Annotated in this window: 21 protein-coding genes, 1 tRNA gene and 7 pseudogenes; 16 read left to right on the top strand and 13 right to left on the bottom strand. The window is 39.2% G+C overall.

Features of this window, described 5'->3' with window-relative positions; all coding sequences use genetic code 11:
- Positions 1–113: 113 nt before the first annotated feature.
- Positions 114–359: pseudogene (locus tag ACSC97_RS12795) on the top strand (IS701 family transposase); the annotation flags it as partial.
- Positions 360–375: 16 nt separating this feature from the next.
- On the opposite strand, the pseudogene ACSC97_RS12790 reads toward ACSC97_RS12795, so the two are convergent.
- From ACSC97_RS12790 to ACSC97_RS12780, 3 genes and pseudogenes are all read right to left on the bottom strand, one after another.
- Positions 376–531: pseudogene (locus ACSC97_RS12790) on the bottom strand (putative quinol monooxygenase); the annotation flags it as partial.
- A gap of 20 nt (positions 532–551) precedes the next feature.
- Entirely contained in the window at positions 552–1,550 is a 999-nt protein-coding gene (locus ACSC97_RS12785; RefSeq protein WP_436661295.1) for a zinc-binding alcohol dehydrogenase family protein, read from the bottom strand.
- Positions 1,551–1,621: 71 nt separating this feature from the next.
- On the bottom strand, positions 1,622–2,362 hold the full coding sequence (locus tag ACSC97_RS12780; protein ID WP_151769470.1) for an SDR family oxidoreductase: 741 nt from the start codon (positions 2,360–2,362) through the stop codon (positions 1,622–1,624).
- Positions 2,363–2,497: 135 nt separating this feature from the next.
- On the opposite strand from ACSC97_RS12780, the pseudogene ACSC97_RS12775 reads away from it, so the two are divergent.
- Positions 2,498–3,396: pseudogene (locus ACSC97_RS12775) on the top strand (LysR family transcriptional regulator).
- Positions 3,397–3,410: 14 nt separating this feature from the next.
- On the opposite strand, the gene ACSC97_RS12770 reads toward ACSC97_RS12775, so the two are convergent.
- Complete coding sequence (locus tag ACSC97_RS12770) at positions 3,411–4,427, bottom strand: zinc-dependent alcohol dehydrogenase family protein (RefSeq protein ID WP_436661293.1); 1,017 nt, start codon at positions 4,425–4,427, stop codon at positions 3,411–3,413.
- A complete protein-coding gene (locus tag ACSC97_RS12765; RefSeq protein ID WP_436661291.1) occupies positions 4,417–5,412 on the bottom strand; it encodes a zinc-dependent alcohol dehydrogenase family protein in 996 nt (331 codons plus the stop codon). The genes ACSC97_RS12770 and ACSC97_RS12765 overlap by 11 nt, the downstream gene beginning before the upstream one ends.
- Positions 5,413–5,879: 467 nt before the next feature.
- Here ACSC97_RS12765 and ACSC97_RS12760 point away from each other — a divergent pair, with 467 nt between their 5' ends.
- The 4 genes from ACSC97_RS12760 (at position 5,880) to ACSC97_RS12745 (ending at position 8,891) form a co-directional block, all read left to right on the top strand.
- Positions 5,880–6,155, top strand: coding sequence for a metal/formaldehyde-sensitive transcriptional repressor (locus tag ACSC97_RS12760; protein WP_436661289.1), 276 nt, complete (start codon positions 5,880–5,882; stop codon positions 6,153–6,155).
- Between the two features lie 21 nt (positions 6,156–6,176).
- Positions 6,177–7,289 carry an S-(hydroxymethyl)glutathione dehydrogenase/class III alcohol dehydrogenase gene (locus ACSC97_RS12755; protein ID WP_432208938.1) on the top strand — a complete coding sequence of 371 codons (1,113 nt, stop codon included), beginning with the start codon at positions 6,177–6,179 and terminating at the stop codon, positions 7,287–7,289.
- 228 nt (positions 7,290–7,517) lie between these two features.
- The gene (fghA, locus tag ACSC97_RS12750) at positions 7,518–8,348 is read left to right on the top strand and encodes an S-formylglutathione hydrolase (RefSeq protein WP_151780803.1); all 831 of its coding nucleotides are present in this window, start codon (positions 7,518–7,520) and stop codon (positions 8,346–8,348) included.
- Positions 8,349–8,588: 240 nt separating this feature from the next.
- The gene (locus ACSC97_RS12745) at positions 8,589–8,891 is read left to right on the top strand and encodes a putative quinol monooxygenase (RefSeq protein WP_004740247.1); all 303 of its coding nucleotides are present in this window, start codon (positions 8,589–8,591) and stop codon (positions 8,889–8,891) included.
- An 84-nt stretch (positions 8,892–8,975) separates the two neighbouring features.
- Here ACSC97_RS12745 and ACSC97_RS12740 read toward each other — a convergent pair.
- Positions 8,976–9,310: pseudogene (locus tag ACSC97_RS12740) on the bottom strand (IS3 family transposase); the annotation flags it as partial.
- Between the two features lie 182 nt (positions 9,311–9,492).
- On the opposite strand from ACSC97_RS12740, the gene ACSC97_RS12735 reads away from it, so the two are divergent.
- The 3 genes and pseudogenes from ACSC97_RS12735 to ACSC97_RS12725 form a co-directional block, all read left to right on the top strand.
- A complete protein-coding gene (locus ACSC97_RS12735; protein ID WP_436661286.1) occupies positions 9,493–10,650 on the top strand; it encodes an iron-containing alcohol dehydrogenase in 1,158 nt (385 codons plus the stop codon).
- A gap of 85 nt (positions 10,651–10,735) precedes the next feature.
- Positions 10,736–11,413, top strand: a complete 678-nt coding sequence (locus ACSC97_RS12730) for a type 1 glutamine amidotransferase domain-containing protein (protein WP_436661284.1) — start codon at positions 10,736–10,738, stop codon at positions 11,411–11,413.
- A gap of 286 nt (positions 11,414–11,699) precedes the next feature.
- Positions 11,700–12,467 (top strand): annotated as a pseudogene (locus ACSC97_RS12725) (alkene reductase); the annotation flags it as partial.
- A gap of 83 nt (positions 12,468–12,550) precedes the next feature.
- Here the strand turns inward: ACSC97_RS12725 and ACSC97_RS12720 are convergent.
- Together ACSC97_RS12720 and ACSC97_RS12715 are read right to left on the bottom strand one after the other, a co-directional pair.
- Positions 12,551–12,781, bottom strand: a complete 231-nt coding sequence (locus tag ACSC97_RS12720; protein WP_001087973.1) for a hypothetical protein — start codon at positions 12,779–12,781, stop codon at positions 12,551–12,553.
- A 115-nt stretch (positions 12,782–12,896) separates the two neighbouring features.
- Positions 12,897–13,505, bottom strand: a complete 609-nt coding sequence (locus tag ACSC97_RS12715; protein WP_000804055.1) for a TetR/AcrR family transcriptional regulator — start codon at positions 13,503–13,505, stop codon at positions 12,897–12,899.
- A 143-nt stretch (positions 13,506–13,648) separates the two neighbouring features.
- On the opposite strand from ACSC97_RS12715, the gene ACSC97_RS12710 reads away from it, so the two are divergent.
- Together ACSC97_RS12710 and ACSC97_RS12705 are read left to right on the top strand one after the other, a co-directional pair.
- Positions 13,649–14,668 carry an NADP-dependent oxidoreductase gene (locus ACSC97_RS12710; RefSeq protein ID WP_436661281.1) on the top strand — a complete coding sequence of 340 codons (1,020 nt, stop codon included), beginning with the start codon at positions 13,649–13,651 and terminating at the stop codon, positions 14,666–14,668.
- A 16-nt stretch (positions 14,669–14,684) separates the two neighbouring features.
- Entirely contained in the window at positions 14,685–15,323 is a 639-nt protein-coding gene (locus tag ACSC97_RS12705) for a glutathione S-transferase family protein (protein WP_436661279.1), read from the top strand.
- 387 nt (positions 15,324–15,710) lie between these two features.
- Here the strand turns inward: ACSC97_RS12705 and ACSC97_RS12700 are convergent.
- Positions 15,711–16,268 (bottom strand): annotated as a pseudogene (locus ACSC97_RS12700) (IS1595 family transposase); the annotation flags it as partial.
- Between the two features lie 213 nt (positions 16,269–16,481).
- On the opposite strand from ACSC97_RS12700, the gene ACSC97_RS12695 reads away from it, so the two are divergent.
- Both ACSC97_RS12695 and ACSC97_RS12690 read left to right on the top strand, forming a co-directional pair.
- On the top strand, positions 16,482–16,829 hold the full coding sequence (locus tag ACSC97_RS12695) for a hypothetical protein (protein WP_004954754.1): 348 nt from the start codon (positions 16,482–16,484) through the stop codon (positions 16,827–16,829).
- 124 nt (positions 16,830–16,953) lie between these two features.
- Positions 16,954–17,166 (top strand): hypothetical protein, encoded by a 213-nt coding sequence (locus tag ACSC97_RS12690; RefSeq protein WP_099948783.1) that lies wholly within the window; start codon positions 16,954–16,956, stop codon positions 17,164–17,166.
- 48 nt (positions 17,167–17,214) lie between these two features.
- Here the strand turns inward: ACSC97_RS12690 and bioB are convergent, their stop codons facing one another.
- Both bioB and queG read right to left on the bottom strand, forming a co-directional pair.
- Complete coding sequence (gene bioB, locus ACSC97_RS12685; protein ID WP_004915347.1) at positions 17,215–18,204, bottom strand: biotin synthase BioB; 990 nt, start codon at positions 18,202–18,204, stop codon at positions 17,215–17,217.
- A 79-nt stretch (positions 18,205–18,283) separates the two neighbouring features.
- On the bottom strand, positions 18,284–19,408 hold the full coding sequence (gene queG, locus ACSC97_RS12680; protein ID WP_436661276.1) for a tRNA epoxyqueuosine(34) reductase QueG: 1,125 nt from the start codon (positions 19,406–19,408) through the stop codon (positions 18,284–18,286).
- Between the two features lie 23 nt (positions 19,409–19,431).
- On the opposite strand from queG, the gene ACSC97_RS12675 reads away from it, so the two are divergent.
- Positions 19,432–20,934, top strand: a complete 1,503-nt coding sequence (locus ACSC97_RS12675; RefSeq protein WP_436661274.1) for an NAD(P)H-hydrate dehydratase — start codon at positions 19,432–19,434, stop codon at positions 20,932–20,934.
- A 3-nt stretch (positions 20,935–20,937) separates the two neighbouring features.
- Here ACSC97_RS12675 and ruvC read toward each other — a convergent pair whose 3' ends face one another.
- On the bottom strand, positions 20,938–21,483 hold the full coding sequence (gene ruvC, locus ACSC97_RS12670) for a crossover junction endodeoxyribonuclease RuvC (protein ID WP_004915352.1): 546 nt from the start codon (positions 21,481–21,483) through the stop codon (positions 20,938–20,940).
- Between the two features lie 275 nt (positions 21,484–21,758).
- Here ruvC and ACSC97_RS12665 point away from each other — a divergent pair.
- Both ACSC97_RS12665 and ACSC97_RS12660 read left to right on the top strand, forming a co-directional pair.
- A tRNA-Met gene (locus ACSC97_RS12665) sits at positions 21,759–21,835 on the top strand.
- Positions 21,836–22,012: 177 nt separating this feature from the next.
- A complete protein-coding gene (locus ACSC97_RS12660; protein ID WP_004961495.1) occupies positions 22,013–22,231 on the top strand; it encodes a hypothetical protein in 219 nt (72 codons plus the stop codon).
- Positions 22,232–22,367: 136 nt separating this feature from the next.
- On the opposite strand, the pseudogene ACSC97_RS12655 reads toward ACSC97_RS12660, so the two are convergent.
- Positions 22,368–22,461: pseudogene (locus ACSC97_RS12655) on the bottom strand (IS5/IS1182 family transposase); the annotation flags it as partial.

The raw sequence follows: 22,461 nt of genomic DNA, 5'->3' as shown, positions 1-22,461 counted from the left end.
CTGGTTGTGGCATTACAACCATGAAAGACCACATCAAGCTAACAAAGGAAAGCCACCTCTAATGGCTGCTTAACCTCTACTTTTAACTTCGGTTATTTATGGGAGGATTACCATATCACCGGGTGATTAAACAGGTTTGTCATATTGAAAAGTTTCAAGTAAGACGATCTAAACTGATTTTGAATCATATTTTTTCAGCCTTGATGGCCTACGTTGAGATACAAAAGAACCAGTTTGAGCGGATCTTTGAAAATATATATCGTTGGCAGAAGAAATTATTTAGACCAATGATCAAAAACTTCATTGATGACTTTATTCTCGATAAAAATCATCTGCTACCACAGAGAATCTATAAATAATAGTGCGTAAGTCCTAGAAATATCTACTCGAGTCATTTTCGCTAATATAAAGCTCATATTTCAAGCACCCTTCTTCGTGAAGCGTAGGCTCTATTACACTTTTTAAAAGCGCTTCTAACGTCTCTTTTTGATCTGACTTTGCCTTAAAGTTCGCAATTATTGAAATAGTCATTATTTCACCTTGAGTTTGTTTTAGAAGTTTTCTAGTACAATTTTGCCTTTTGACTTACCTGATTCAAGCAACTTATGCGCCTTCTCCAAGTTTGCAGCGTTAATATTGCCTAGATTTTGGTTAAGCGTACTTCTAATTTTTTGCTGGTCAACTAATTGGGCAACCTGTTGCAATAGATCACCTTGCTTTTCAATATCATCGGTTTCATACATTGAACGGGTGAACATCAACTCCCAATGGATAGAAATAGATTTAGTCTTAAACGGCATAATATCAAATGTTTGTGGATCATCGATCAATCCAAGCTTGCCTTGTGGTGCAATCAGAGAAACTATTTGCTTGGTGTATGTTTCTGTATGATTGGTAGAGAATACGTATTTTGGTTTTTCAATACCTAGTGCTTCGATTTGTTCGTTTAAATCTTTGCTATGATCAATGACATGGTCGGCACCCAGTGATTCCACCCAAGATTTCGTTTCTTCACGTGAAGCTGTTGCTATAACGGTCAGATTTGTTTTTGCTTTTAGGAGTTGGATAGCGATTGATCCTACACCACCTGCACCACCAATAATTAAAATACTGCCAACTTCTGTTTCTGAAATTTGAAACCGATCAAACAGCATTTCCCATGCCGTTATTGCAGTTAATGGCAATGCTGCTGCTTCTGCATTAGATACTGTAATGGGTTTAAGACTGATAATTCGTTCATCGACTGCTTGAAACTCAGCATTACTACCATCTCGGGTTAAATCGCCAGCATACCAAACAGAATCTCCTACTTTAAACGAGGTAACTTTTGGGCCAACTTCGATAATTTCCCCAACGGCATCCCAACCTAAAATACGATTATTTGCTTCAGACGAATTTTTTCTCACTTTGGTATCAACTGGATTCACAGAGATTGCCTGAACTTTTACCAGTACATCACGCTCCTTAAGCGTAGGCTTCGCTTTTTCAATATCTACCAATGAATTTTTAAAATCATCATGGTTATTTATAACATACGATACGGCTTTCATAGATTTGTCCTTAACTTTAAAAATATAGTAAAAATGGGAGCGAGGTGCTCCCATTTTTTGTTATTCAATCATTAAAACTCTTGGCTCGTTGGGCGTAAAACAATTTCATTAATATCTACATCCGCAGGCTGTTCAATTGCATAAGCAATTGCTCGAGCGACTGAGTCAGCTGGTATGGCTTGTTTGTAGAAATCAGTAACAAACTCTGAACTTTCTTTATGAGAAGAACCAAATTTTAGTTCTGACTCAACTGCACCAGGCTCAATAGTAGTCGTTCTAATTGTTCCCCCAACTTCATGACGAAGGCCTTCAGAGATGGCTCTTACAGCAAACTTAGTACCGCTATAAACAGTACCTCCTGGACTAAATACTTTTATCCCTGCAACAGATGCGAGATTAATAAAGTGTCCAAAGTTTTGTTTTTGGAAAACAGGTAGGGTAGCTGCTATACCATAAAGAACACCTTTAATATTAATGTCGATCATACGATCCCATTCATCAACTTTTAGTTCACTTAATGGTGCAATAGACATTAATCCGGCATTGTTTACCAATACATCGATTTGACCAAATGCGCTTAATGCCTTTTCAATAAGTGCTTGTACTTCATGTGGTTTGGTTATATCCATACCAATAAATTCAGCTTGACCACCTTCAGCACGAATGTCGTGAACAATAGCCTCTAATTTTTCAGTACGTCTAGCACCAAGTACAACTTTTGCACCTTTTTTAGCAAGTAAGCGAGCAGTAGCTTCACCTAAACCACTACTTGCACCAGTGATAACAACAACTTTATTTTCTATATTATTCATACAAGTAACCTTCAACCTATCTGTCAATCATATTTGATGGGTTAAGTATTACAGCCTTGTTATATATAATAAATGAATAATATTATCTTTCAGAATTCCTATTTACGGAATAATTGCCATAACACAGGATTGGACATGCATAACAAATTGGAAATGATGCGTATCTTTTGTGTCGCAGCAGAGTCTCGAAATTTTAAAGAGGCAGCAACTCAGCTGGGTATTTCCCCACAGGCAGTGACACGGGCAATAAAAGAACTAGAAGAGCAGCGCGGAGAGATTCTGTTTTACAGGAGTACTCGACAAATTAAAATTACCGCTGATGGTGAGCGTCTGGCAAAGCAAGCACGTTTTGCGGTGGGATCGATCGATGCTTTGTTTGTAAAAGACACCAAGGAAAAACGAGATGAAATGCGTGGGACTGTCCGTCTTACTGTGTCGTCTGTGTTAGGGCGCAAATTGGTAGTACCCGCACTAGCAGAATTTGCCACACGTTATCCAGATATTGTCGTGGATTGTGTGCTCACAGATTCACACTCGGATGTGATCGATGAGCGGATAGATATCGGGATCAGATTTGGATTTTTGCCGGACAATCGATATGTGGCAAGGGAATTGGCTAAAGTGAACTTTTATTCTGTGGGTACGCCAGAGTTAATTGATAAGGTTGGAATGCCCAAAAAATTATTGACCTTGATAAATACCCTCTAACAGCACTAGTCGATCATAAAACAGGGCGTTACTGGCCATGGACATTCACTGAAAGTCGAAGCTTTACGCCATCAAAGCCCCGTTTTATTACAGATGATCTAGACGCTGAATTTCAAGCTATTCTCGCTGGAGTTGGATTCGGACACATGCCTGGATTTCTAGTTTTGCCGTGGCTTAGGAGTGGTAAGCTCATTCAGATACTTCATGAGGAAACCTCTCCCGTTTGGCGCCTGTATTTATATCGTCCACAGCGGGGCCCGACACCTTTGCGAATCCGAGCATTGTTTGATTACTTAGTGGAAGTGCTGGGCCATATAGAAACATGAATCAGATAAGAACATCATGTATCTAGAGTAACTACAATTTTTCCTATTTGCTGATTTGATTCAAGATAGCGCTGAGCGTCATGCATGTTTTCAAAGTTAAAGCAACGGTCGATCACTGGACGAAGATATCCTGCACCTATACTGCTCAGAATAAATCGTCTGGCTTGCTCTCTTAGAACAGGGTCATGCAGAACCTCAAGGAACAAAAAACCTCGCATGGTTAAGCTCTTGCGTAATGCAACTTTAAGGGGAAACGGTGTGTCCTCTGGGCTAAGTGCACCATGCATAACCATAGTTCCTGCCACAGACATCGCTTTTGCAATCTGTTCAATATGTGGCCCTCCTACAGCATCGAAGGCGACATCAAGATGTTCTCCACCTAAACGTACAACAAGCGCCTCATACAAATCGGGTTCATCTTCACTGGCTATAACATCTTTAACACCGAGATCCAGTAAACGTTGCTTTTTCTCTATCGTCTGTGTACTTGCAATGACCTTAGCGCCCGCTGCTTCAGCTATCTGTATCGCAGCTAGTCCTACGCTACTTGAAGCTGCTGTGATCAAGATCGTTTTTCCTTTCGATAATCCACCAGCATGGATTACACCACCCCAAGCCGTCAAATACTGCATCCAGATTGAAGAAGCTTCTTCCCAGCTTAAACTATCGGGTTTGTGAACTAAAAAATTTTCTGGAATCAGAAGCTTGTCCGCATATGTCCCATATTTGGCTAGATTGTCAGTCGGAAGAATTGATACTGCATCTCCTGGAGAAAATTGGCGTACACCTTCACCGATTGCCAGAACTATGCCTGCTCCCTCATATCCCAGACGAGAAGGGAATACTGCCTTTTGAATATAAGTACCACACCGAAACATTACATCAGCCCGGTTGAGTCCGATCGTTTTCATCTGGATTAGAACTTCTCCTGCTGCTGGTAAAGCAACAGGAATTGTTTCTAATGTCAGAACATCTGTATCTCCAATACTATTGAAGCGCCAAGTCTTGGCCTGAAGTGCGTTAAATGACATCAATCACGACCTTAATATTGGCAGAGCGATCTTGAACAGCATCATGAGCTTCAATCGCTTGGTCTAGAGTAAAATGACGAGGATCAACAATAGGACGCAGTTTACCTTCCTCAACGAGACGAGTCGCGATCTTAAGGATATCACCATGATGAGCACGGCGATTGCCTGTTAACATCGGCATTAGGACGAATACCCCAGACACTGTGGCACACCGTAGAGATGAACTCGCTAAATTATGATTACCAAATGCAGCACAGCTGGTAATGTGGCCATAGTGAGTTGTCATGGAAAGTGAAGCTTCGAGTACTGGACCACCCACAGTGTCGTAAACAATGTTAAAACCTTGACTCTCAGGGCTTGCAGCAATAATGTCATCGGAAGATGCTGTTGTGTAATCGAGAGGTGTTGCACCGAGTTCTGAAATCAGTGATTGATCAGCTGTACGACCAGTCGCCCAAACAATTGCATCAAGTGCTTTTGCAAGCTGAACAACCATATAACCAACGCCACCAGCACCACCCTGAACCAGTACAGTTTGCCCTGGTTGGACCTTCGCATGATCCACTAAACCCTCCCAAGCGGTGAGAAAAGTCAATGGTAGTACTGCTGCCTCGCGCATAGAAATATTCCGTGGCTTTAATGCGATCAGATCAGCATCTGCTACAACATATTCTGCTAAAGATCCTTGAAGACCACGAACGCCACCAATCAGACCGTAAACTTCATCTCCAACGTTGAAGTGGGTGACACCTTCACCAACAGCAGTTACAACCCCAGCCATATCTGTTCCCAACACGGCAGGAAGCTCTGGCATAGCATATGGTGCTTCACCAAGACGAATTTTATAATCAATAGGGTTTACACCACTAGCATGAATACGTACTAGAACTTGTCCAGCTTCTGGTTGAGGTATAGGGAGTTCTACACGTTTAAATTCATGATCACCAAAATTTTCTAGGATAAGCGCATTCATCATCTCATTCATAGTTGTTCCTTATTCTTAACTGGGGGGATGATGTGCACAGTATCAAAGTAAAATAATCCAATAAATGATATTTATAGGATTTAATAATTCCTAAATAATGAATAATAAATATCATCTGCTCACTAAAAATATTCTAGTACAGTCTGTAAAGGCAGTTTAATTTAAACTGTCGTTAGTCTTTTCAAGGCTTAAAACGTTCAAAATATCTACAAAGTGGCTAAAAGTTGGAAACATAATTCTAAAAGGTCACAGCATCACAAAGAACATGAGCCAAAATAAAAAATGGGAGCTAAAAGTCCAGTTTTTTGTGACTTTGGAATTAGCTCTACGATGTTAATTTAAAAAAACTAAAAACAGGCATAGAAAATTTTCGCTAAAGATCTTTTTGATTTTCGATTTATAAAAAATATTGCTTTTTTTATACTATAGGGTAGTATAGTATTAATGTTAGCAAATAAGGAGGTCTGATGCCTAACCAGGTTGAAGACAAAAAAAAGATTCTTCTACGCGTCAGAAAGATCAAAGGTCAGACGCAAGCGATTGAAAAAGCGTTAGAAGACAATGTGGAATGTGTTGCAATTCTGCAACAAATTTGCTCTGTGCGTGGTGCTATTAATGGTTTGATGAATGAAATGCTGGAGGTTCATTTAAAGGACACATTAGTAACAGGTGAAACCACAGAACAACAACGAAAAGAAGAATTGGCTGAAATCGCCAAGATTCTAAAATCATATTTAAAATAGATCTGTATAAGGAATTATTGCATGAAGTCACGTGCTGCCGTTGCGTTTGGTCCTGGTCAACCTCTTCAAATTGTTGAAGTTGATGTTGCACCACCAAAGAAAGGTGAAGTATTAATCAAGATCTCCCATACCGGTGTGTGTCATACAGATGCATTTACTTTGTCTGGCGATGATCCTGAAGGTGTTTTTCCGGCTATTCTCGGGCATGAAGGTGCTGGTGTTGTAGTTGAGGTTGGTGAAGGCGTGACTAGCGTCAAACCAGGTGATCATGTTATTCCACTTTACACTGCTGAATGTGGCGAGTGCGTATTCTGTAAATCTGGAAAATCGAACTTGTGTATTTCCGTTCGCGAAACTCAAGGTAGAGGCGTAATGCCAGATGGCACCACTCGTTTTTCCTACAATGGTCAACCGATTTACCACTATATGGGCTGCTCAACGTTCAGTGAATACACGGTAGTGGCAGAAGTATCATTGGCTAAAATCAATCCTGAAGCCAATCACGAACATGTCTGCTTACTGGGTTGTGGGGTAACAACGGGTATCGGTGCAGTACACAACACGGCTAAAGTACAAGAAGGTGATACTGTTGCGGTCTTTGGTTTAGGTGGTATTGGTCTGGCAGTCGTACAAGCCGCACGTCAAGCTAAAGCAGGGCGTATTATTGTGGTTGACATGAATCCAGATAAATTTGCGCTGGCAAAAGAGTTTGGTGCAACGGACTTCTTGAACCCTAAAGATTACGATAAACCAATCCAGCAAGTCATTGTCGAAATGACTGGCTGGGGGGTAGATCATTCATTTGAATGTATTGGCAACGTGAATGTAATGCGTGCAGCTCTTGAAAGTGCACACCGTGGCTGGGGACAATCCGTAATTATTGGTGTAGCTGGTGCAGGTCAGGAAATCTCTACCCGTCCATTCCAACTGGTTACTGGTCGTAAATGGCTAGGTTCTGCCTTTGGTGGCGTAAAAGGTCGTACGCAACTTCCAGGAATGGTTGAAGATGCCATGAAAGGTAAGATTCAATTAGAACCATTTGTGACACATACGATGGGCTTGGATCAGATCAATGAAGCCTTTGATCTAATGCATGAAGGTAAGTCAATTCGTACTGTAATTCATTACGAATAATTGCGTCAGACCTTATAGTTTTCCATGCATGTGCATCATGATTGACATGCATGGAATCCTCTAAAACGGCACATTATCTGTAAAACCGATCTATTTGTGTAGGCATCGTGTATAGGTTCAACAAACCTGCCTACATTTTAAATCTTAATCACTATTCTCTGTGGAGAATGTCAGACTCTTTGTTTACTCGATTTCTCATGAAGTCTTGCTCAACATAGGTAATTGATTATGGAAATAATTGAGAAACATGCTTCTTTTGGTGGATCGCAAGAAGTGTATCGCCATCAGTCAACAGCATTAAACTGTTCAATGAAATTCTCAATATATCTGCCACCTCATGATAAAGATGAGAGGTTGCCAGTTTTATATTGGTTATCAGGACTGACTTGCAACGAACAGAACTTTATTACTAAAGCCGGAGCACAAAAGTATGCGGCTGAACATAAAGTCATTATTGTTGCACCAGATACTAGCCCACGTGGAGAGGATGTACCAGATCATGCAGATTATGATTTAGGCCAAGGCGCAGGATTCTATGTGAATGCAACACAAGCACCGTGGTCACAGCATTTCAAAATGTATGATTATATTGTGGAAGAGCTTAGAAATCTGATTGACCTGAATTTTCCGACCAACCAAGTCCAAAGCATTATGGGGCATAGCATGGGTGGTCATGGTGCATTAGTAATTGGGTTAAAAAACCCTGAGCTGTATAAAAGTATTTCTGCTTTTGCACCCATTGTTGCACCTAGCCAAGTACCTTGGGGGAAAAAGGCTTTTACACACTACTTAGGTGAAAACGAAACTTTATGGAAAAGCTATGATGCGATTGAATTAATCAAAAACGCTGAAGTTCATTTACCTATTTTAGTCGATCAGGGAACAGCTGATGATTTTCTTGAAGAACAGTTAAGACCTAAGCTTCTTAGTAATATTTGTTTGGAACAAGAATATCCTCTGACACTTAACTTAAGAGAAGGGTATGACCATAGCTATTACTTTATTGCGAGCTTTATAGAGAAACATATAGAGTTTCACAGCAAATTCCTAGCTAAATAACTTTCATAGTTATAAGGATGTACATGTTGTTCTTGAGTGCTTCTTGAGCAATATTTTTTGATTCAAATGTTAATGATATTAACTTGAATAAATTCATAGCATTATGCCGAAATAAACATCCAAATTTTGGCTCTGCTATGGAAAGTTGTTTTTAACCTTTGTACAACAAAACTTTCTGACATGCATACATTAGTAATGTCAGAATCAGTTTGAATTCTAATCAATTGTGGAGTTTTAGTCATGCTTAAAACAGCTTTATATGTCCGTCTTGAAGCTAAACCAGGTAAAGAAGACGAAGTGGAAGCTTTCCTTAAAGGCGGTTTACCTATTGTAATGGAAGAACCTGCGACAGTTGCGTGGTTTGGCCTACGTCTTGGACCTACAACATTTGGTATTTTTGATGCATTTCCTGATGAGGCGGGTCGCCAAGCACATTTATCTGGCAAGGTTGCAGCTGCGTTGATGGCTCAGGCCGAAGATCTATTCTCAGAGCCACCGTCTATTGAGAAAGTAGATGTTTTGGCGAGTAAACTACCAGGTTAAACCGACGCTTAAATGTATGAGGGTGCTGCCTGAAATTTTGAATGAAAGGCAGCACTTCAACCCTGTGATGTTTGTCAGAGGCTTTTATTCAAGTTGTGCTACTTTATTTATTGGTTTAATCCCATCATTTAAATGGGTCAATATCCAAAACAGGGCAGGGTAAATAAACGAATGCAACTATTTACATGCTTTATATTGAACCAATCTATCTAATTTACTGTCGCATTTGTACATCTGCTAAACCGTGCCAATCTGCTTTTAAAATATTTAATCATCGCTATTTTGTATGAGCCATTCATTGTTTTAGCCAATGCGTTCACGACCATGTCAGTAGTCATACGTGTTGATACCTTCGATCCAACAATCGCTCGTGAAAATACATCAATAATCAAAGTGGTATAGAACAAGCCTGAATGTGTTTAACCATCACTAAAGTCGGCAAGCTAAAATAATTTTAAAAAAATAGACGACTGGTCTATTTTTGTGTATAGTTAGCACATGGTGCAGTCAAAAGCCGCAGTGTTGTCCAATTTTTTAAAGTTTATTTGATGAATAACGGTGGTTTTTCAAATCAATTAGCTGATCATCCTAGGATAAAAATATGCTGAATTTTAATTTTTATAATCCGACCCGCATTATTTTTGGTGGCGATACAATAGCTAAAATCAATGACTATGTGCCTACAGAAGCAAAAGTATTAATGTTGTTTGGTGGTGAAAGTGCACGTAAGAATGGTACTTTAGCTGAAGTGCGTGAAGCATTAGGTGCAAGAGAAATTCATGAATTTGGCGGAATTGAGCCGAATCCGAGTTATGAAACCCTCATGAAAGCTGTAGAGCTGATTCGAGAACAAAAGATAGATTTCTTGATGGCTGTCGGTGGTGGATCGGTAATTGATGGTACTAAATTTATTGCAGCAGCAGTCAATTATACAGGGGATGCATGGGAAATTTTAGAAACCCATGGTACTAAAATTACTCAAGCTTTGCCTTTTGCGAGTGTACTCACCCTTCCGGCAACTGGTTCAGAAATGAATAGCGGTGGGGTAGTCACCAGAAAATCGACCCAAGCCAAATTGTCATTTAGCAGCCCCTATGTTTTTCCGCAATTTTCCGTACTTGATCCGAATAAAACTTTTAGCTTGCCGACGCGCCAGTTAGCAAATGGCGTGGTCGATGCATTTGTTCATGTCATGGAACAGTACTTAACTTACCCTGTGAATGCACAAGTACAAGATCGTTTTGCCGAAGGTATATTGCAAACTCTGATTGAGATTGGACCGAAAATCTTAGAAGATTCAGCAGATTATGACACGCGTGCGAATTTGATGTGGGCTGCTAGCATGGCACTGAATGGGCTAATTGGAGCTGGTGTACCACAAGATTGGTCAACCCATTTGATTGGACATGAGCTCACGGCTTTACATGGTATTGATCATGCTCGTACCTTGGCCATTGTGTTGCCGGCCAATCTACAAGTGCGTCGTCAAGAGAAGCGAGAAAAATTACTACAGTATGCAGCTCGTGTCTGGCAGATTGTCGAAGGTGATGAAGAACAACGTATTGATACTGCTATTGCTCGTACTCGAGCCTTCTTTGAGCAACTTGGATTGCCGACTCGTATTAGCGATTATGGACTGGGGGAGACAGATATTGAGATCATCATTACGCAACTTAAATCACACAATCTTACACAGCTTGGCGAACATAAAACTGTTTCATTAGAGATCAGTCGCCAAATTCTCGAGACGAGTATCTAAATAAGCGTATCTGTCATGGTCACGTTACACGACAAGTGATCATGCAACAATGCTCCTCAATCCTGAAAAATATCGGAGAAATAACATGAAAATTTTAATCGTTTTAACCTCACATGATCAACTTGGCAATACTGGTAAGAAAACAGGTTTCTGGCTAGAAGAACTTGCTGCACCGTATTACACCTTTATTGACTCTGGTGCTGAAGTTACGCTGGCGTCGCCTCAAGGTGGGCAGCCACCACTAGATCCGAAAAGTAATTTGGCCGATGCGCAAACTGAAACCACTCATCGTTTTGAAGCTGATCCAACTGCAATGCAAGCATTGGCACAGACGCATAAACTTAGCGAAATTTCTGTAGCTGATTATGATGCAGTGTTTTATCCAGGCGGGCATGGCCCATTGTGGGATTTAGCAGAAGATCCGATTTCAATTTCTCTGATTGAACAGGCGATTCTGTCTGGCAAACCTGTTGCAGCAGTGTGTCATGCCCCAGGTGTTCTTCGTCATGTGAAAGCGAGTAATGGAGCGCCTTTAGTCAGCGGTAAATTAGTGACCGGTTTTACCAATACTGAGGAGACTGCTGTAGGTTTGACTGAAATTGTACCATTTTTAGTCGAAGACATGCTTAAAGAAAACGGTGGTCATTATTCTAAAGTGGATGATTGGCAAGTACATGTTCAAGTAGATGGCTTGCTGGTTACTGGACAAAATCCAGCCTCTTCTGCTGCAACCGCTACAGCATTACTTCAATTGTTGAAATAAAGAGTAGCTAGTCTCTGTTGTGGTGCTTTGCAGTGAATAAAACTTCTGACTTTGAGCAACTGGCGCAATAAGCAAAATAATCGTCACTTAATGGTGAAGGGCCTGAGTGAATAGCTTTCCTTCCTTTATTTTTCTATATACAGGAAGGAAGGGTATTTTTTTAATTTAGATCAATTTAGTCATGATTACTTGGATACAATGAAATGTAAGCCAGCAAACTTTTTCAAAACTTAAGCTTAGGCCCTTATGTTTTGCAAAACCGTATTGTATTGCCACCATTAACGCGGTCGCGCCCTCGGCTATTAGGGCTGATAGTAATGTTAAAGTCTTTATTGAGACCGGGCCCAGTGTAGGGACCTTGGCTGATCCTTCAATGCCACGTGCTTTAAGCAATGCAGAAGTTAAAGAATTAGTGCAACTCTATGCTCAAGCTGCACGCAATGTCTTGGCTGCTGGTTTTGATGGGGTTGAAATTCATTGTGCAAATGGTTATTTGGTGAATCAATTTATCTCTGCACATAGTAACCACCGTGAAGATGAATATGGTGGATCACTAAACAATCGTTTGCGTTTTTTACGTGAAGTAGTACAGGCAGTTGCTGAGGTAGTTGGTGCAGATCGTTTAGGAGTGCGTTTTGCCCCCTTATTTGAAAGTACAGAGGAAGATCGTGTTTACATGGGTTTAGTTGAAGATGATCCACATGTGACTTATATTGAGGCCATAAAGATACTTGAAGAAGTTGGGATTGCCTATTTATCGATTGCAGAAGCTGATTGGGATAATGCACCAGAACTTCCTCATGATTTTCGTAGAGATGTCAGAGACACTTTCAGTGGTCGGATTATTTATGCAGGTCGATATACGGCAGAAAGAGGGACTCGAATTTTAGAGGCAGGACTGGCCGATTTAATTGCATTTGGACGCCCATTTATTGCGAATCCAGATTTACCCGATCGCATCGCTAATGGCTGGCCATTGAATGCAGTAGATGCAAGCACTATGTATAGTGGGACGGAAAAAGGCTATATTGATTATCCGGCTTACGCAGATTAATCTCGACTAAGTGAGTTATTTTGCCAACCTTTGTAGTTGGCAAAATAAGGACTTAGGATTGCTGTTGCCAGCACAATTTCTTCTTAAAACAAATTCTTAAAATTTTTTAGCTGTGTAATGAGCCAACCAGCCAGTGGAAAAGAAATTAGTTGCGTTACTGGCACTAATACTATGACTTCAATCAACACCATCATCGGGAAACTTTGATGCTGAGTAATTGGCTTTAATAAAGTGAGAACCAGTAATAGTGTGGGATATAAGCCTAAATAACCAACTAAAATACGAGTCATGAGGGCTTTAGAAGGAGAATTCATTGTGCGCTATACTCATTCATGGATTGTAAATTGATCTAATAGCAACACATTAATAAATAATCATCGGATCGCTATCATGAATTATTAATTACGTATTTGATATTCAATTCAATTTTTATGAATCTTCACTTTTTAATAGAAATTTAGTTGCTCTCAGAGCTTGATGTAATGGTGTTTTATCTTTTTGCAACTTACTCAGTAATGCTGCACCTAACCACATTTGGTAAAGTACTTGTGCCAAAGTCGAGGCCTCAGTATCTGCTTGGATAGATTGATCCTGTTTACCCAAATCAATTAAACCAGCAATCCGTTGGATTACATCATCGACGCCAGCGGACATAATGGAGCGCATATCTTCAGATAGATCGGCAACTTCTGCGGCAAGTTTCACAATTAAACAGCTATCCGCCCAACCACACTGTGTTTCAGGATCTTCTATCCATAAATTAAAATACTCAATCAGCTTTTGATAAGGGGATTTATCACTACGCCATACATCATTTAAACGGACTTGGTAATTATCTACATAATGCTGTACCAATTCACATCCGAAAGCTTCCTTGGATTGGAAATAATGATAAAACGAGCCTTTAGGGATTTCACAGCTCTGTAAAATTTCCTGTAATCCTACGCCAGTAAAACCTTTATGCAAAATCAGGTCTGAACTGGTGTTAAGAATGTGTAAGCGCTTCGCTTCAGACTTTTTAATAGGATTAGGCTTCATATTAATTATTTACTCTATTGTAAAAAATAGACCAGTCGTATTGTTTTTTATTATAACTCATCTACAATGGGTGTAAAGAAATTTTAATCATAATTTTTGATTGTGAAGAGAAATACTTCTAAATAAAACATGGAGTTATATGTGTGAAAACAGTTATTAATCAACGCATCGTTTTAGCTAAACGGCCAGTGGGTGAGCCAAAACACAGCGATTTTCGTATTGAACAAGTTGAACTCAATGAACTTAAACAAGGCGAGATATTGTTAAAAACCATTCACTTGTCACTCGATCCTTATATGCGTGGTCGCATGAGTGATGCTCCTTCATATGCAGCACCGGTTGAAATTGGCGAAGTGATGGTCGGTGGAACAGTCAGTCAAGTGGTAGCCTCTAAAAACCCAAAATTCAAAGAAGGCGAGTGGGTTCTTTCAGGAAATGGCTGGCAGGGCTACGCAATTTCTAATGGGAATGCATGTCAAAGCTTAGGTATGCAACCTGAACATCCATCTTGGGCATTGGGTATTTTGGGAATGCCAGGATTTACTGCTTATATGGGGCTGTTGGACATTGGTCAGCCTAAAGCCGGTGAAACTTTAGTCGTTGCAGCTGCAACGGGACCTGTTGGTGCTACGGTTGGACAGATTGGCAAAATTAAAGGTTGTCGCGTGGTTGGCGTCGCAGGTGGGCCTGAAAAATGTCGTTATGCAGTAGAAGAACTCGGCTTCGATGCTTGTATCAATCATCATGATGAAAATTTTGCAGAACAATTACAACAAGCAGTTCCTAACGGTATTGATATTTATTATGAGAATGTGGGGGGTAAAGTGTTTGATGCGGTATGGTCATTGCTTAACTCTGCGGCACGTGTACCGGTGTGTGGTGTGGTTTCCCAGTATAACGCTACCGAGCAAGTACAAGGGCCAGACCGTTTACCGGGCTTTATTTCCACCCTTTTAAAAAAGCGTATTCGCATGCAAGGCTTTATTATTTTTGATGATTATGGCAGTCAGTATCCGGAATTCTATCAGCAAATGTCTGAATGGTTGAAAGACGGAAAAATCAAATATAAAGAGCATATGGTGCAAGGTTTAGATAACACGATCAATGCTTTCAATGGTATGTTGAAAGGCGAAAACTTTGGCAAAGTGGTTGTAAAAATTTAAAAAAATAGGAATTATCATGATTACACTACATCATTTAGATCAATCACGTTCTTTTCGCATTTTGTGGTTACTTGAAGAAATCAAGCAGCCTTATGAGCTGAAACGCTATTATCGTGACTCACGCACGCATTTGGCCCCTGACTCTTTAAAAACCATTCATCCTTTAGGGAAATCTCCAGTATTGGAATGGGATGGCAAAGTTATTGCAGAGTCAGGCGCAATCGTTGAGTTATTAATTCAGCAACTTGCGCCACATTTAGCGCCAGATATGGATGAACCTACCTATGTCGATTATCTACAGTGGATTCATTTCTCAGAAAGCTCTGCCATGCTGCCATTTTTGTTAAAAACGTTTAATGCGATTGAAACCAAGCAGGGCACGAAGTTGGTATTTCTAGAAAATTATACTCAAGTTGAGTTTGATAAAGTATTTAGCTATTTAAATGAATATTTAAAAGATAAAGAATTTCTAGTGGCAGACCGTTTAACCGGTGCTGACTTTATGATGGGCTTTGGACTACATGCTTTAGTTCATCATATGGGACAAGGTGAAAATTATCCCCATATCCAACGTTATGTAGCAGGTTTAAGCCAACTACCTAGCTGGCAAGCCGCATTACAAATTGAACAAAATGGTGTGAAAAGTCAAAAATAGTAAGATTGATTTTTTAAAGGTAATTTAGAAAAACAATCATGATTGACAAGTACATCTGGTTAAAAAATAAGCTGATACTTATTTAAATTAAACGCCCAATGAATTTCATCGGGCGTTCTCTATTTTAAAGATAAGGAATTACCATTATTTAAGACAAGTTTCGCCTATTCTTTCACTGCAAATTCCTATCAGAAGAGTTTGAATATTACGACGGTTACGTCGAAATATATAATCAACTTTTGACAGAAACGTGACAAACGCACAGCAAGATTAAATTATTCTTCGGGGTATTAAACAAGTCATCTATATCATTTTAATAACATAAACACATATGCGTAAAAATCACGCCCCAGTTTAACTGGCAATAGTTTTTGAACCCTTGTATTAAAACTTGACGAGTCGCTTTTTAGCATATCCCCAGAATGATTCTATGCCGTTAATATGACGCTCCCCGCATGCAAATTCGTTGTCCCCATGATTCACTCTTAAATGTTTGTCAAAACCAATATCAACTAAACCATCATAGCCTCTCCATCCATCTGTATTGATCACAGAATCAAGCTCTATATGCCCCCGAATAATACCCTGTAGCGTAGCTTTGGAGCAATCAGGCACAATTTCTGTGTATACGTTTCCATCTCTTTTGAGTAGTCCAAATACAATGGTTTTTCCTGATGCACCACGTCCACGTTTTCCTCGAATACGACGAGCACCAAAGTAGGATTCATCAAGTTCAACGATACCGTTGAAAGGAGATATTTCCTCACATTGTGCCGCAATCTTTTTACGCAACCTGATGTAAATTGTATTGATGAAACGTACAGAAATATTGGTGAGTTTAGCTGTATCTGAAGCAGTTAAATCCATGGCAAAAAAGCGAATGATCTGTCTGAATTTTGCCTCTGTGATTCTTGAACGGGAATAGTATCTATTTTTTGCTTTCATATAAGGAAGTTACCATACTTTTTGATATGCTTAACTTCCTAAGCCCCCTAATAATTATAAAAAATCAGTTCTACATCTTTTTAAAAAATCTAAATATAGGTGGGGAAATTACATGGATTACAAAAACACCTAACTTGTTTTAAGAATTTTTTAAGATTCAATTCTTAGTGTTTTAGTCATGATTAGATGAAAAAATAAGCTAAGGAGTTTTCAATGAATATGCTTTATACCCATAAACCGAACTACTATTTTTTTGCTCATAAATTTGTTTTATTTCTTGAAAGTTATATTAAAAATCATCCTCAAGAATTGATCACAAGCTTTAACTTACAAACGATCTACGACTTGTTCAGTCATGACCGAGCTTCGAGTACAACAAATCTTGAAGGTATTTTAAATATCGCCGATGAATACATGCTTGAGACAGATGAAGGGCAGCAGCCATTAATTCACGCATATCATGTTCATCTTGATAACCATGTTTTAACCTTAGAGTTTAATGCTAAAGCGATGATCAGCTTGAAGTCAGGACAAAGTCTTATTAGTCCTCAAGCTGCATAATCTAGAAATTCCTCTTGATACACTTAACCATGAATCTCCTTTGGTTAAGTGTTTTTTTATATAGCTGTTTTAAGTAAATTTATTCGTTATGATATTTTTAATTTTGTTGAAAATATTGAATCTCATGAATAAAGACTTCAATTCTGACACTTATACGGTTGATGAAAATATTGCCAATACAATTCTTTGGCTTATGCAACATCAAGATATTTTTGATTCATTTCATTTTGATGTACATACACAGGAATTATCCGTAACGCATGCTGCTGGCGTAGACATTATTCGTCAAGGCATGTTTCTAAATGCAAAATATGGAATTTTAGTTACTTCGATCTAATCTCAACAGTACAGAAAAAACCTTGTCGATTGACAAGGTTTTTATATTTTATGCACTCATTGCATCTATAGAGAGTTCTGCCACCGTTGGTTTAGGTTTTTCAGCAGTTAAACCTAATTTAGCAAATAAGACTTGATCTTTACCTTCACCAGTGTTTGGTGTTGTTAGTAATTTATCACCAGAGAACAAAGAGTTTGCTCCAGCCATAAATGCTAAGGCTTGATCAGAATCACTGAGGGATTCACGTCCTGCAGATAAACGGATATAGCTGTGAGGCATAATAATACGTGCAACAGCAATAGTACGAATCCATTCAGTAACATCTAACTTTTCTACATCTGCAAGCGGAGTACCTTCAATTGGAACAAGCATGTTAATTGGTACTGATTCAGGGTGAACGGGCATAGTAGAAAGCTCATGCAATAAACCAATACGGTCATTACGAGTTTCACCTAGTCCAACAATACCACCACTACAAACTTTCATCCCAGCCTGACGCACATGATCAAGTGTATTTAAACGGTCATCAAAACTACGTGTACTAATGATGTGTGAATAATATTCACGAGAAGTATCAAGGTTGTGATTGTAGTAATCTAAACCAGCATCTTTTAATCGTTCTGCTTGAGATTGGTTTAACATCCCCAAAGTCATGCAAGTTTCTAAACCTAATGCTTTTACTTCACGAACCATTTCGAGAACATAAGGCATATCACGTTCATGTGGATTACGCCAAGCAGCACCCATACAAAAACGTGAAGAACCAGATTCTTTTGCAGAAATAGCTTCACGAATAACTTTATCAACAGCAATGCGTTTTTCCGCTTCTAATTTAGAATCGTAATGAGCAGATTGAGAGCAATACTTACAGTCTTCAGGACATTTACCTGTTTTGATTGAAAGTAGTGTGCTTACTTGAATGGTATTTGCTTGGAAATGTTGACGATGAACGCGTTGTGCTTCAAATACTAAATCTAAAAAAGGTTGATCATATAAGGCTTGGATTTCATCACGAGTCCAGTCATTACGTAGGGTCATTGTTATATCCATGATGATTGATTACAAAGATTGAGATTAATCATACAGAAATCATGCCAAAGCCAAAGGGCAAAAAACATCATTTTTCTATGTGATGGACAATTGGTTGTCGCAATTGTTGTTGAATCGCCCAATCAATATGTACGTTTACAATCTCATCGTGCCAAGGTTTTGCTTCTTGCAACTTAGCAACGATTTCATTCGAGTATGGCGCATTTCCAAGTCCGATTGCAATATTACGTTTAAATGATTGATACCCTGTGCGACGTATCGGGCTGCCTTCAGTATTGGCTAAAAATGTAGCTTCATCCCACTGCCAAATATCGAGCAAGCTAATATTGTCTAAACTATGTCTTGGATCAAAATCAGGAATTGTGGCTGTTTTAGCAAAGCCATTCCAAGGGCAAATTAACTGACAATCATCACAACCAAAAATTCGATTACCAATTCCAGTGCGGTATTCTTCTGGGATTATGCCTTTATATTCAATGGTTAGATATGCAATACATTTTCGAGCATCTAACATATAAGGTTCAACAATCGCTTGTGTAGGGCAGATATCAATACACGCTGTACATGAGCCACAATGAGCTGTTGCAGGTTGATCAAAAGGTAGATCAAGCGAAGTAAATAACTCACCTAAAACAAAAAAGGAACCTGATTTTTTATGAATAAGTAAAGTATGTTTCCCTGTCCAACCCATACCTGCACTTTCAGCAAGCGATTTTTCAAAAATTGGTGCTGAATCAGCAAATGGACGTGATTCGAAATCTCCAACTTTTTCTTTGATGCGTGTAGCTAAAGTTTTAAGTCGACCACGCATAACTTTGTGATAATCGCGACCACGTGCATAACGTGCGATAATGGCTGAATTTGGTTCAAATGGTACATAACGGGGCTTTGGCGATGCTACAAGATAGTTCATACGCACACAGATAATACTTTTTGTGCCTGGCACGAGCAAAGTTGGGTCTGCTCGTTTATCCAAGTTTTCCTCTAAATAGTGCATGTCAGCATGATAGCCGCGTTTTAAATATTCTTTAAATCTCGGCATTTGATCTTGAGCATCTGGTTTGGCAATGACACAATCAGAAAAACCCAATTCCAAAGCTTGTGCTTTTATCCATGTTTTAAGTTCTTGAGGATCAAGCTGCTGAATCTCAATCTTTTGAGAAGTGTTGTGAGATGAGGAAGTGGAAGCCATAAACCAATAATAAGGAGAAAATCATGCAACGATCAGTTTACCATAGCCAAGTTTATGATAGTCAAAGTATACAAGCATGGGAGCGTCGATGGTTTGCTCAACAGAATTCCTCTTTAGGTTTAATGCAGCAAGCAGCTTGGACAATAGCGCAAAACTTAAATAAACAATTTCTAGCTAAAAAAATTAACCATATCGCGGTCTGGTGTGGTCAGGGCAATAATGCAGGTGATGGCTATTATATAGCTGCATTTTTAAAGCAGCAGGGATTTAAAGTAACCGTGTTTGCTACAGAGCTAGGTCATTCTGAGGATTTACAACAGGCATTTCATTACGCACAAAGCCAACAAGTTGATACACAAACAATTGACTATTTATTGTCTGAACATGAGATAAACCAAGACTTACCCATATTCGATTGTCATATAGATGCTTTATTTGGGATCGGATTAAATCGAATGCTGGATCAAAAATGGCAAAATATTATTCACCTCTATAATCTGCAAACAGGTTTCAAAGTGTCGGTTGATATTCCTAGTGGAATTCATGCAGATACTGGTCAGGCTTTACCTTGTGCAATTCAAGCAGATCAAACTTTTACCCTATTGGGATACAAAGCTGGATTGTTTACAGGACAAGGCAAGGAGTATGTGGGAAAACTGCATTTAGTCAGCTTGATCCCAATTGATGCAGAATTAAAACCACTTGCTTATTTATCTCCTGAACGAATTGCTTTACCGAAGCGCAAAGCCTTTGGTCATAAAGGAAGTTATGGACATGTGCTAGTCGTCGGTGGACACGCCGATATGGGAGGTGCAGTCATTATGTCTGCTGAAGCTGCTTTTCATGCTGGTGCTGGCAAAGTTACAGTGGTTTGCCATTCTAAACATCATCAAGCAATTCTAGCGCGTTCACCTAATATTATGGTGAGAGATATTAATGTGCTTGATCAAGAGCTTATTCAACATTTATTAACACAGGTCGACGCAGTCTGTTTTGGAATGGGTTTGGGACGAGATGAATGGGCTGAAAAGATCTATCAATTATGGTTTGATTTACTTAATAAAAATTCACATTTAGAAGTTGTATTGGATGCTGATGGATTATGGTTTTTGGCTCGATATCCGCAGCAATTAAGTACACATGTTTATGCAACTCCACATTCAGGTGAGGCAGCAACTTTGTTGGGGTGTAAAGCTGCAGATATAGAACAAGATCGAATTGCAGCGATTTATCAGCTACAACAAAAATATACAGGACAATGGGTGCTTAAAGGTGCAGGGAGTCTGACTTTAGATGATCAATTATGGATTTGCACTCAAGGTAATGCGGGGATGGGAACGGGTGGAATGGGGGATGTACTGGCAGGCATGATTGCGAGTCTAAAAGCGCAATTTCATGAGCAAGTGGCATTACATGAAATTGTCAGCTTACATGCACAAGCAGGGGATTTACTCGCTGAACAAGGGATTAGAGGCTTGCAAGCACACGAAATGGGGAAGGTGATTTATCAAGTTGTAAATCAGTAAATCTTAACGCCTTCTACTACTCGAACGACTGCGTCCACGAGCCATCCCGCCTAATGCATTTAAAACAGCCATTTTGCTCATACTTCCCGAAGCGTGGGCATGGCAAATAGCAGCTGCTAGGGCATCGGCTGCATCGGCTTGCGGTTGAATAGTAAGGTTAAGTAGTTTCATCACCATCATTTGGACTTGTTCTTTTTCGGCTGCACCATAACCAACCACAGACTGTTTAATCTGACGTGCTGTGTATTCAGCTACTTGTAAGTCTAAATTCACCAAGGCGGCAATCGCAGCACCGCGTGCCTGACCAAGTTTCAAAGCTGAATCAGGATTTTGAGCCATAAATACTTGTTCAACAGCAGCTTCGGTAGGACCGTGAAATTTAACGATACGCTCAATACCTGCGAAAATTCTTTTTAAACGCTCAGGCATTTCTTGTGTTTCTGTACGAATGGTACCCGCATCGACAAAGCGTAGCTTATTACCATCCTTTTCGATAATCCCGTAACCTGTTAAGCGTGAACCAGGATCAATACCAATAATGAGTGACATGCAGCACTATAAAAATAAAAGAATGTTGATATTGTTACATATAGCCTTTTGCCTTGTACAATTTTTTGTTGGTAAAAATTTCAGTCATTTAAAGAGTCGATTTAAAAGATTTTGACTAGTAGGAGTGTGATTTAAAAAATTTGTTTGAATTATTTGAATGACGTAAAGAATTTCCTTTTTTGTATTAAATATGAGCAAGTATTTTAGTTTTTAAAGATTTATGGAGAAAAAGTTTGCATTAAATTAGCTAAGGGCGTATAAAGCTAACTCGCTGATGCGGGGTGGAGCAGTCTGGTAGCTCGTCGGGCTCATAACCCGAAGGTCGTTGGTTCAAATCCAACCCCCGCATCCAATTTATTTTGCTCTGTGATCTATAAAAACGTTGTTGTTTTCTTAAACAGTAACGAGTTAGCTGAAATAAACCTAAAAAGCTAAAATTATTATTAAATCCTAGTTATGCTCTGTTTCCTTACCTAGTGTTGTAGTAAATCCAAGTTGTCACTTGAGCTCAGTCATGAGTATTTAAGTTTTGAAAATTATCAATGAATGGCATATTGCCACTGCCACAAATGGCAATGAAATTAATGTACAAATTATTCCCCTCAAACGTCAGCAAAGCACGCTTAATGGCTTTAAATGGGTTGAGGTAGGAAAAAAAATCCTTTTACAATCTGGTCAAGAAATTGAATTTAATCTTGATGGTAGAAGTTTTTATACATCACCAAACCAGTTGTATCGACTAAATTAGTCATATTTGAGCCTAACATAGAAATATTGTTACATTTTTAGGTTGGGCTTTATTGGATTATCCCCTTAGTTATAATTGTTTTTTTAGTTATTTATTAATATAAAATCCTTATAATTCAATAGACCTCTTGCAAAAATCATTTTTCAACCAACTCCATGTTGTAAATTGCAGCAATTAAATTCAGACGTAAACCCATGCGTTTACGCCTATTTCGATAACGTGTAGCCAGA

It is taken from the genome of Acinetobacter sp. P1(2025) (genome assembly GCF_051390655.1).
Lineage (GTDB): Bacteria > Pseudomonadota > Gammaproteobacteria > Pseudomonadales > Moraxellaceae > Acinetobacter > Acinetobacter junii.
Note: the sequence above shows the minus strand (reverse complement) of the source record. Positions and strands in the feature narration are given on the sequence as shown.